At 61.8% G+C, this 11,009-nt stretch carries 9 protein-coding genes and 1 tRNA gene; 5 read left to right on the top strand and 5 right to left on the bottom strand.

Features of this window, described 5'->3' with window-relative positions; translation table 11 throughout:
* Positions 1 to 235, top strand: a 235-nt coding sequence (locus CRD15_RS06155) for a type II toxin-antitoxin system RelE/ParE family toxin (RefSeq protein ID WP_187402160.1), incomplete at its 5' end; no start/stop codon positions are given.
* Positions 210 to 533: a HigA family addiction module antitoxin gene (locus tag CRD15_RS06150; protein ID WP_043014658.1), complete on the top strand. Its 324-nt coding sequence runs from the start codon at positions 210 to 212 to the stop codon at positions 531 to 533. The genes CRD15_RS06155 and CRD15_RS06150, both read left to right, overlap by 26 nt.
* Before the next feature lie 119 nt (positions 534 to 652).
* Here CRD15_RS06150 and CRD15_RS06145 read toward each other — a convergent pair.
* Positions 653 to 726 (bottom strand) — tRNA-Met (locus CRD15_RS06145).
* Between the two features lie 96 nt (positions 727 to 822).
* Complete coding sequence (locus CRD15_RS06140) at positions 823 to 3,891, bottom strand: UPF0182 family protein (RefSeq protein ID WP_187402159.1); 3,069 nt, start codon at positions 3,889 to 3,891, stop codon at positions 823 to 825.
* Positions 3,892 to 4,030: 139 nt separating this feature from the next.
* Between CRD15_RS06140 and CRD15_RS06135 the strand changes: the two genes are divergently transcribed.
* The gene (locus CRD15_RS06135) at positions 4,031 to 4,591 is read left to right on the top strand and encodes a PPA1309 family protein (RefSeq protein ID WP_034979503.1); all 561 of its coding nucleotides are present in this window, start codon (positions 4,031 to 4,033) and stop codon (positions 4,589 to 4,591) included.
* Positions 4,592 to 4,594: 3 nt separating this feature from the next.
* Here the strand turns inward: CRD15_RS06135 and CRD15_RS06130 are convergent, their stop codons facing one another.
* The gene (locus CRD15_RS06130; protein WP_034971285.1) at positions 4,595 to 5,674 is read right to left on the bottom strand and encodes a PDZ domain-containing protein; all 1,080 of its coding nucleotides are present in this window, start codon (positions 5,672 to 5,674) and stop codon (positions 4,595 to 4,597) included.
* Between the two features lie 151 nt (positions 5,675 to 5,825).
* Here CRD15_RS06130 and CRD15_RS06125 point away from each other — a divergent pair, with 151 nt between their 5' ends.
* Entirely contained in the window at positions 5,826 to 7,265 is a 1,440-nt protein-coding gene (locus CRD15_RS06125; RefSeq protein WP_034972324.1) for a zinc-dependent metalloprotease, read from the top strand.
* Here the strand turns inward: CRD15_RS06125 and CRD15_RS06120 are convergent, their stop codons facing one another.
* Entirely contained in the window at positions 7,266 to 7,874 is a 609-nt protein-coding gene (locus CRD15_RS06120; protein ID WP_034991924.1) for a M48 family metallopeptidase, read from the bottom strand.
* A gap of 102 nt (positions 7,875 to 7,976) precedes the next feature.
* Here CRD15_RS06120 and CRD15_RS06115 point away from each other — a divergent pair, with 102 nt between their 5' ends.
* Complete coding sequence (locus CRD15_RS06115) at positions 7,977 to 8,858, top strand: hypothetical protein (protein WP_070552044.1); 882 nt, start codon at positions 7,977 to 7,979, stop codon at positions 8,856 to 8,858.
* Positions 8,859 to 8,906: 48 nt separating this feature from the next.
* Here CRD15_RS06115 and CRD15_RS06110 read toward each other — a convergent pair whose 3' ends face one another.
* The gene (locus tag CRD15_RS06110; RefSeq protein ID WP_187402158.1) at positions 8,907 to 11,003 is read right to left on the bottom strand and encodes an ATP-dependent DNA helicase UvrD2; all 2,097 of its coding nucleotides are present in this window, start codon (positions 11,001 to 11,003) and stop codon (positions 8,907 to 8,909) included.
* Between the last annotated feature and the right edge of the window lie 6 nt (positions 11,004 to 11,009).

The raw sequence follows: 11,009 nt of genomic DNA, 5'->3' as shown, positions 1-11,009 counted from the left end.
CACACCCCCGAGGTACGTTCCGCCCGATCTTCGCAAGATTGTCCGACGCAAGTTGATAATGATCGCTCGATCAACTGAATTAAATGACCTACGCATCCCTCCCTCAAACCGCCTCGAACAACTTAAGGGCAACCTTGAGGGCTATTACTCAATACGTGTGAATGCGCAATGGCGCATCATTTTCCGCTGGAACCAGAAAGGAGCTGTTGATGTTGACTTCATCGACTACCACTAACACCGCCTCATCGCTAGATACGGTGCCTGTGCCGCACCCGGGCGAAATCCTGTTCGCAGAGTTCCTACAACCACTTGGGATTACCCAGTATCGACTCGCCAAGGAAATCCGGACGACCGATTCGCAAATATCCAAACTGGTGCGCGGCTCCATTGGCGTAAGCGCCGATATGGCTCTACGCTTATCTGCTTTCTTTGGGAACTCTGCAGAGTTCTGGCTTGGACTGCAGGAAGAGTATGACCTGTGGCATGCGCGCCAAACCACCGATATTAGCCACATCACCGCATGGCATAAGTAGCCCCCAAACCCCACTTAGGTGCACGTATACAGGCGGGGCAATAACCTTTTCGCCGTAGGCGATGACACAATAAAGAAGCACCCCTCTTCCAGCACAAGCTAAAAGAAGGGCGCTATTTGTAGCGGGGGCAGGATTCGAACCTACGACCTCTGGGTTATGAGCCCAGCGAGCTACCGAGCTGCTCCACCCCGCGACGAGTGCTGTACGCTATCGCGTCAGCGACTCCCCTACTGTAACGCAGAGCCCGGATAAAGTGAAATCGCCTGGTCGCAGACGATTTCACCGGTGGTTAACGCTCGGATTGCAGGTCCTGGACTGCCTTATCCAGTTCGTCCAGTGCCTTGCCGAACTCCTCAAAGCTGCCGGACTCACGGGTCTTCTTCACTTTGTCCATCGCATCGCGCACGCGCTGCTCCGGGGTCGTATCGGTGCCCTTGTCATCGGACTTGCCGGCAGCACCCTTCCCATCCGAGCTCTGCTCGTCCTTGGACTTATTCTTGTCCTTGTCGCTCTCGTCCTTACCCTTGCCGTCGCCCTGGTCTTTACCCTTGTTCTTGTTCGGATCAACCACGGAACCATCAATCTCCCGAATGTCGGTGGTGGAGGACGTGTTAATACCCACCTGGCTCAGCGCCTCGGCAATGGTCGGGGCGTAGCCCACCTGGCCGTTGTAGCTCACCAGCACACGCAAAAGCTTCGGGAAGGCCGAATCCTGGCCACTGCGCTGCGAGTACACCGGCTCTACATACAGGATCTGCCCATCACCCACCGGCAACGTCAGCAGGTTGCCATTCGTCAGGTCGTTCGTGCCCTTCAGCAGGGTGCGCTCGCGGGCGATCTCGTCAGAGGACATCATCGTGTCCTGCGCTTGGTTCGGGCCCAGAGTCTGCGTACCCGTCGGCAGCACGCGCACGCTGATCTTGCCGTAGTTATCCGGGTCGGAGCTCACGGACATGTGTGCGGCCAGGAACTCACGGCGCAGACCACGGAACGGGGTGATCAGCTGGAAAGAAGGCTTGTTGGTCTTCGGGTCAGCCGCCACCACGTAGTACGGAGGCTGTGCGTTATCCTGGCGATCCTGCGGTGCAGTCGGGTCGGTCGGCACCGACCAGAAGGAGTCGTTCTGGAAGAACACGCCCGGGTCGGAGACGTGGTACTTAGCGATCAGCTCGCGCTGCACCTTGAACATGTCCTCCGGGTAGCGCAGGTGGTCCTCCAGCTCCTTGCTGATCTCGGCGCGCGGCTTCACCACACCCGGGAACGCGCCCCGCCACGCCTTCAGCACCGGATCCGATTCGTCGAAAGCGTACAGATCCACGCTGCCGTCGTACGCGTCGACCACGGCCTTCACGGAATTGCGAATGTAGCCAACTTCATTGTCGACGACCTGGGACTCACTAACGCCGTCGGGGTTGATGGCGTCCGCAGTAGAATCAGTGAGCCCAATCCGCTCGGAGTAGGGCAGGCTATTCAACGTCGTGTAGCCGTCAACGACCCACTTCACACGGCCATCAATGACGATCGGGTAGGTCTTGGAATCCGTGGTCAGCCACGGCGCAACCTTATGCACACGCTCGCGGGGGTCGCGCTCATAAAGGATCTTCGACCCCTCGCCGATGCGATCCGTCAGCAGCATATTCATCGACTCAAAGTGCGCCGAGAACATCAGTCGGTTGAAGTAGTTCGATACGTCCACTCCACCGGTACCGGTGTAGGTGTAGTTAGATGCGTCGGTATCGTACTCCAGCGGCTCGCCCTCGGTGTTGCCGACGATCGCATAGTCAGAGTTGTTCTGTTTCGACGATGCAATGACCGGGCCGAAGTAAATGCGCGGCTGCTTAATATCCAGCTTCAGCTCGCCGCCCTGCTTACCCGACTCCATCGACTGCAGATCCGCCACAGTGTAGACCGGGTAGCCACCGCGAGCCGATCCCACATCACGGGCGACCTCGTCGACCTTGCGGGCGGGCGCAGCCACGAAACCATTGCCGTGGGTGTACACGGTGTGGCGGTTGATCCAGTCCTTCTGGTTACCGTCCAGGGTGTTCGGGTTCAGCTCACGGGCAGCAACCACAAAATCGCGCATCTGGCCATCGACTTTGTAGCGGTCGATCGCCAGCTCGTCGGGGAAGCCATAGAAGTTACGCAGCTGCTGTTGCTGGGTAAACGTCGGGGTCAGTACTTCCGGGTCCAGCAGGCGCACGTTGGACAGGGTGGCAGAATCGTCAGCCACGGCCTTCTTCTGTTCCTTCGACGCCGCATCGCCGGAAGAACCCCAGTCGCGGTCGTAGGTAACCTTGTCGTCCCCGATACCGTAGGCGTAGCGGGTCGCCTCGATGTTGCGGGCGATGTACTCGCGTTCCTTCTCCGCACGGTTCGGGTTGACGGAGAACTGCTCCAGCATTGCGGGCCAGATCAACCCCACGGTCAGCGAGGAACCCACCATCAGCGCCACCGCCAAGGCCGGAATGCGCAGGTCGCGCAGCACAATGGTGACAAAGAACATCGCTGCGACGAACAGGGAGATCACCAACAGCACGATCTGCGCCGGCAGCACCGCATTCACATCAGTGTAGGAAGCGCCGGTGAAGGTATCGTGCGAACGGGTCAGCAGCCCATAGCGGTCGAACCAATACCCCACTGCCTTCAGCAGCATCCACACGCCCGCGATCACGGCCAGCTGGCGGCGTGCACTCGTGGAGATCGAGGCCTTCTCCCCCACTCGCGGGTTACCCGTAGTGATGGATCCCAGCAGGTAGTGGCCAACGCCGTTGATCACAAAAGCCAAGATCAGCAGCACACTGAACGTAGAAACCAGCATCTGCAGGAACGGCAGGTTAAAGGCATAAAAGCCCAGATCCTTGCCGAACTGCGGGTCGCGCACACCGAAGTTCGAACCGTTCAGGAACATCAATACAGAGCGCCAATTCGACTGCACGATCATGCCGGTGATCACTCCGACGAACAGCGGAATCCCCAGCAGGAATGGCCGCATGTTGCGGCGAATCATCGGCCGGTACTCCGCCAATGGCGAGGATGTGCCCAGCGAGTCGATCTCATCCGGCCGCGCGCGGTAAGCCAGGAAGGCCGCCAGCCAAGACAGCAGCGCACCGAAGGCGCCGAAGATGGCGAACAGTGCCACGCGGGTGACGATCACATTCACGAACACGCCCTGGTAATCCACGCTGCGGAACCACGCGAAGTCGGTATAAGTACTCACCACCACCGGGATAACGAAAATAGCGGCGGCGATAACCGCCACTGCAATACCAAGGATTTTCGAGCGCCTGCTCGGCCCCTGGCTGGATGGGAACTTCTGCTTCGGTCGCCCCGAAGGCGGTGGCGTTGGCGTGCTCAAGGCTTAATTACTCTCCTGCTTATCGCGCCTGTCTGTATCGCTAATACGCGAGGTTTCCACCAGAATACGTACAATTCCTTAAGCGTCATAACAAAACAATGCACGATCAAATCAGCAGTGATTTAAGAAAGGCTTTCGCATGACCTTCCCCGACCCTTCTGCGTCCGTCGATCTGCAGGACGAGCGCGTGCTCAATGCCGCGCTACGCGAGGCTGTGGATTTCGTACAGGCGGAGGGTTGGGACCAGCCCGCCACCTTGTTTGCCCTGGTACCTGCCGCTCTGGTTGCGGATGCCGCGCCACAGGCATTCGATGACGATGCGCCCGCCAATCCCCTCGCCCTCGTGGTGCAGGAGGACATTCCGGAGGACATCCGCCCGGGCAGCGAGGAGCTCGGCCAGTTCCTCGCCACCATCCGCTGGCCCGCCCCCGTCGTAGGTGCGATCCTGGCCCAGGAGATCACCTTCTCCAACGCCGCCCCCGGTGCGGACCCTACCCCGCGCCAGGCTCGCTTGTTTAGCGGACTTCTTTGTGACGCCGACCTCTCCGGCCCCGAACGCTCCCTTATCCAGCTACGCCCCAGCGAGGAGGAGCTTGCAGAAGATCCTTTCGGCCAGGACAAGGTGCAGCTGCTCGGCGGGGACGATATCGCCCCCGGCGTGATTCACACGCTGCGCGCAACCTTCGAAGCCGACGAATAGCTGCTACTTGCAGGTATCGGCCTGCTTGCCCTCGTTGTAATCCTTGAGGTCCTTAATCGCATCATCGAGAGTGTCGACCTTCAACAGGGTGATTCCCTCCGGAGGCTCATGCACTGCCTCCGCGCAGTTCTTCGCTGGTACGAGGAACACCTCTGCACCAGCTTCCTTGGCGGCGGCGATCTTGTGAGTGATGCCACCAATGGGGCCGACCTTGCCTGAGGCGTCTATAGTTCCGGTACCGGCGACGAACTTCCCACCTGTGAGTTCCTCGGGCGAGAGCTTGTCGACCACCGCCAAAGAGAACATCAAACCGGCGGATGGGCCGCCGATGTCGGTGAGGTTGTACTCCACCTTGATGTCGCCACCCGGCTGGGCAACGGTGGTCACGCCGAGGAACGCGGTGCCCTGCGGATGGTCGCCACGTAGCTCCTTCGGCAGTTCGCCGAGCTTGACCTTGATGTCTTTTTCCTTGCCCTGGCGCTTGACGGTGATGGTGACCTCATCGCCCGCCTTATTGTCCTTAACCTTGTCCGATAGCTCGCTGGGCAGCGTAACCTTCTCCCCATCGACCTTCGTGACGATGTCGTTGACCTCGATCTTTCCCTGTGCTGGGGAATCCTCGGATACCTCCAGAACCATGGTCTCCAGAGGCTTGCGTAGGTAGTTCATCGCCGAGATTGTGGCGTTGGATTCAGAGCTGGCGAAGGCGGCGGCGTTCTGGCGCTGCACCTCCTCCGAGGACTTGCCGGAGGGGAATACGTGCTCTAGGGGAACTAGCGTGTCGTCAGTGGTCACCCAGCGCTTAAAGGCCTGCGCGAGAGTCATATTGGTGCGCACCGATACGGTGGTCATGTTGAGGTTGCCACTGGTCGGGTGAGTCTTCGCGCCGGTGATGTCGACTACCTCTCGGCCATCGACCTGGCCCAAGGTGTTGAACGTCGGCCCGCTGCCTTCAGCGGCATAGGGAACGGTGAGATCGATGTTGGTGCCGGGAATGGACGGCAGCCCGAGGAGGGAAAACACCGCCACCACGGGGACAGCACCCACGACGATGGTGCGATTACGCCTGTTCCAAAAATTCACCCGCCCAACTTTACATGTATTTCCCCATGATTTAGCTAAGCGCGCCCTGTGGAGCGGTCTGGCGCCTGTTCGCTCTCAGCACACGAAAATACGCGCCGATATGCCCCTTCGAGGTCGTTTTCGCACTGCAACAGTCGGTACGGTGGGGTACATGAGTAAATTCGGCTTTGGCTTCCACGGCCCGGACGATTCCGACGACGACCGCGACAAAGATAACCACGACAACCAGTTCGGTTTCTTCTTCGGCGGCCCCCTGGGCGGCAACGCCGGTGGCAAGGGTGGCGCAGGCAACATGGGGGCCGGCAACCTGGGCGACATTCTGAACCAGTTCGGCTCCATGCTTTCCGGCTTCGGAACCGATATGAACAGCCCCGACGGTAAGGGGCCGGTCAACTACGCGATGGCCAAGCGCACGGCGCGCCAACGCATCGCCGCCACCAAGAAGGACACCCGTCCGCGCCACAGCGATTCACAGGCAGTGGCCGACTCGGTGCGTCTGGCGGAGCTGTGGTTGGACGAAGCCACCATCCTGCCCGCCGGCGCGTCCGGCTCCGTGGCCTTCGGCCCCGCGCAGTGGTTGGACGAGACTTTCGACACGTGGAAGCGGGTAGTTACTCCCCTGGCTGACAAGCTCGGCGACGCTGCCCTCGGCGGGGTGCCGGAGGAAATGCGCAGCCAGCTAGGCCCGCTGGCGGGAATGATGAAGCAGATCAACGCCATGAACTTCGGCGTGCAGCTCGGCAACACTCTGGGTGAGATGGCCAGCGACGTCGTGCTTTCTACCCAATGGGGCGTACCACTTGCGCAAGGCGAGACCGCTGCCATCGCCACCGAGCACCTGGACGCGATGGCCAAAAAGCTGGGCTGCGAACCCCGCGAAGCACTGATCTACCTGGCCGCGCGCGAGGCAGCGCACCTGCGCCTGTTCAAGCACGTCCCGTGGCTGGTGGAGCGCCTGATTCTGGATGTCGAGGAGTTCGCCGCCGGCCTGTCGCTGGATTACTCCGCCATGGAAGAAGCCACCAGCGACTTCACCCCGGAATCGCTGAACGACCCGGCGAAGATGCAGGAGATGATGGAGCGCATGCAGGGGCAGGATTTCTCCCCGCAAGTCGTTTCCTCCAACACCCACGCCCGCGAACGCCTGGAAACCAGCCTGTCGCTGATCGAGGGTTGGGTGGATTACGTCACCGGCGTGGCCCTGGATTCCCGCATCCCCGCCGCGGCCATGATCAACGCCGCCTGGTCGGAGTTCCGCAACAACGGCTCCCCCGCCATGGATGCGCTGACTAAGGCTCTGGGCATCAGCTTCACTGCTCCGAAGGCAAACGAGGCAGTCGAGCTGTGGCGCAAGCTGGATGATGCGGTAGGCGTCACTAAGCGCGACAGCGTATGGGACCACCCCGATTTCCTTCCGGTTGCCTCCGACCTGGACAACCCGGCGGCCTTCATCAGCAACGTGGCATTCGACGAGGACGAGATGGAGGGCTTCAACCCCATCAGCGAAATCGAGAAGCTGGAGCGGGAGCTCAACGAGAAGCGCGACGAGAACGGCCAGAGCGACACCGACGGCCAGAGCGACGAGAAGTAGCTAGCCGCGCATCCCCCAGCGTTTGAAGGCTTCCAGGTAGCCCTGCGCCTTCTCCAGGTGCGGGGTGTGCGCCTCCCAGCGGCGGAACTCCGGGCCGTGGTTCGGCACGAACGTGTGGATCAGCTCGTGGATAATCACCGCATCCAGCACATATCCCGGCACATCCTGCAGCTGGTGGGCGATCCGGATGCGCTTCGACTGCACCGAGCAACTACCCCAACGCGTGTTCATGTTCGTGACGAACTTGATCTCTTTTACCGTCGCGCGGCCGCCGAGGTACTTGTTGTTGAGCTGCGCCGCGCGCTCGACGAGCTCGTTGTTGCCTATCGTATGACGCCGACTGCTCAGCGCCTTACCCACCAGCTCCATGCTGATTCTGCGTAGCTCGGCCTCCCCAATGATGGCCGGCGCCATGATCAGGAAGCCATCGCCTTCCTCCCGCACCGCGACCGTCTTTTTCCGCCGGGCGGACAATCGAATGCTCACGGGCGGGATCGCAGCGTCAGTAGCTTCCCTGCCCTGAGCCAGCTGCCGCGCTAGCTCCGCCTGCACATCGCTGGCCACCTGCTGAGGGTCGATAACGCTATGCCGACGCAGGGAGGGAGCCACAGGAACATCCTTTCCACCAGCGAGGACGGTGCAGCGCTGCTAGGGTAAGAGGCGACGAGGCGCGCATGGGGAGCGCGACTCTTTCTTGGGGGAACTTCATTCATGCTAGAGCTTAATCTGCCATCCAACACAGCGATCCTGGCCAGGCCGACAATCGGCCTGCAATTCGGGGTGCTACCGCACGAATCGATGATCCTGCCGCTACCGAAGAACGTGAACCCGGGCCAGGTAGCGCACGTGTTCGCACTGGCGCGCGGCGGGATCGGGTTCGAGGAGCTGCACCAAAAGATGGGCTACTGCGGGCTGGAACCCGAAGATGCGCGGCAGATGCTCTCCGAGATGCTGCAGGCGAAAATCCTGCGGCCGTCCCAGTCGGACGTGGACTTCCACGTGCTGGCCTCCGGCGTGGCCAGCGAGCGGCTAGAGCCCGTGCTAGAGGCTCTTGGTTTGAGCTTCCGCATCGTCACCGCCCCCAGCGAGGCTCGGCGATCGCTGATGGCCCTGCCCGGCGCGGTATTCCCGACCCCGGACGTGCAACACGCACTGATGGTCAACCGGGTAGCCCACTACCCTGCTGGCATCGTGGACGGCCGATCGGTGCTGGGCCCACTGGTCGTCCCTGGCATAACACCCTGCCTGGCCTGCACCGATAGCTACTACGGGCAGATCGACGACGGGTGGAAAGGAGTGCGCTTGCAGGCGACAGGTAGACCCGGAAGTACGGAAAGGCACCTGATCCAGGCAGCCTCCACACAGTTCGCGATGATGCTTAACGAACACGTCCTGCCTTGGTGGCGCGCGCAACGCGAGTATCGGCAGGAACGAAAGATGGCGCGGCTTAGGCAGGAAGCGCTGCCGACTCCACCGGATATCCCGGAGGTCCTCACCCAACGGCGGCTAGTGGACTTTGCCACCGGTGCCGTGCACACCCACCCCATCCCCTTCGACGACAACTGCCTGTCCTGCCGGGCGGTGCGGGTTTAGCTGTGCACAAGACCAACTGTGCACGGGATCAACTGTGCACGGGATCAACTAGGCGTAGTTGCTGACGATCGCCAGAACGTCCTCACCAAACTCCTTCACCTTGACCGGACCAATGCCCGGCACGGCCACCAACTGGTCAGACGTGGTGGGCAGCTGCTCGGCGATGGCTCGCAACGTGGCGTCACTAAAAATGACATACGCCGGCACCGCCTTGTCCTTGGCCAGAGCGCTGCGCCACTGCCGCAGCTCCGTCAGCAGAAGGTGATCCGTCTCGGGGGCGTGCTCCCCGCAGCGGCCGAGGATTTTTAGCTCCGGGCTGCCGAGCCTGGATCCGCAGACCACGCAGGCGTTCTTCGGTGCGCCCAGCCTGTCCCGCGAACCGGAGGCGCCGGTACCGGAACGACGCTGCGCGGCGGCCGCTTCCTCCTGCGGGACCAAACCGTCGAGGAAGCGCGTGCGGCGACGGTTTGACTTGGAGCCCTCCTGGCGAGCCAGCGACCAACTGAGGTGCAGGTGTTCCCGGGCGCGGGTGATGCCGACGTAGAACAGCCGGCGTTCCTCCTCGATCGCCTCTTCCGAGCCCGCTCCTTTGAGGGCATGGCGGATCGGCAAGGTGCCCTCGTTGAGGCCAACCAGGAATACAGCGTCCCATTCCAGCCCCTTGGCAGCGTGAATGCTGGCCAGGGTGACTCCCTGAAACTTCGGCGGGTTCTTCGCACTCATGCGTTCCTTCAGCAACGCGACTACGCCCTGCATGCTTAAAGGTTCGGCCGCGGTGGTGGTGATGTCCTTGACCAGCTGGAAGAGGGCCTGCAGGGACTGCCAGCGGGCGCGCTCCTGGGTACCGGAGGGTTCGGTGGACGTCAGGCCGACGGGGACGAGCGCGGCGCGGACGGCATCCGGCACATCCTCCGGGTCCGGGTCGTACCTCTTCGCCGCGGCGGTGATGGCGTTCATTCCCTCCCGGATTTCCGCGCGCTTGAAGAAGCCCTCGCCGCCTTTGACCTGGTAGCCAATGCCGGCCTGTTCGAGCTCGTATTCGTAGTTCGCGGACTGGGAGTTGATGCGGTAGAGGATCGCGATGTTCGCGGGTTCCACGCCCTTGCGGATAAGCGTCTGGATTTCCTTGACTACCGCCACAGCCTCGGCGGGCTCGTCGGGGTACTCATGGAACTGCGGGAGCGGACCTGCGGGGCGCTGGCCCTCCAGCTTCAGCCGTGTGCCAGCGACGCGTCCTTTCGCCTTGCCGATCACATTGTTAGCCAGGTCCACGACCTGCGGGGTGGAACGGTAGTCCCGGTGCAGGCGGACGGTGGTGGACTCCGGGTACTTGGTGGTGAAGTCCAGCAGATACTCCGGCGTGGCGCCGTTGAAGCTGTAGATCGTCTGGTTCGCGTCGCCCACAACGGTCAGATCATCGCGGTCGCCTACCCACGCGTCCAACACGCGCTGCTGGAGGGGCGTAACGTCCTGGTACTCGTCGACCACGAAGGTGCGGTAGCGCGAACGAAACTCGTCGGCGATGCCGGTGTTGGACTCGATGGCTGCGGCCATATGCAGCAGCAGATCGTCGAAGTCCAGCAGCATTCCCTCCGGCGTGGCCTTGAGGTTCTCGTAGCCCTGAAAGACCTTGACGAAGGTTTGCGGGGCGACTGGGCAATCACGGCGGCGCGGTTCCACGAAGTCCGGGTAGTCTTCCGCGCTGATCAAAGAGGATTTCGCCCATTCGATTTCCCCGATGAGGTCCGCCAGCATCGGGGTGCTGACCTCCACTCCCGCGGCCCGCGCGGCGCGGGAGACGACGCGGAACTTGTTGTCCAGCAGCGTCCACGGCAGGACGCCCGCATAGGCGGGCCAAAAGTATTTCAGCTGCCGCATGGCTGCGGCGTGGAAGGTCTTGGCCTGCACCTTGGGGATGTTCATCAGCGCTAGGCGCTCACGCAGTTCCGCGGCCGCACGGGCGGTGAAGGTCACGGACAGGACGTGGTCAGGATTCACGAATCCGCCCTCGACCAGGTAGGCAATGCGGTGGGTAATGGTGCGGGTCTTGCCGGTGCCGGCGCCCGCGATGATGCTCACCGGTCCGCGCGGGGCGGAGGCCGCTCTCGCCTGTTCCGGATCCAGACCATCCAGTAGGGAGCTCACTCAGAT

Source organism: Corynebacterium sp. LK28, from assembly GCF_014335105.1.
In the GTDB taxonomy this organism is placed as follows: Bacteria; Actinomycetota; Actinomycetes; order Mycobacteriales; family Mycobacteriaceae; genus Corynebacterium; species Corynebacterium macclintockiae.
This window is presented reverse-complemented; position numbering and strand designations above follow the sequence as displayed.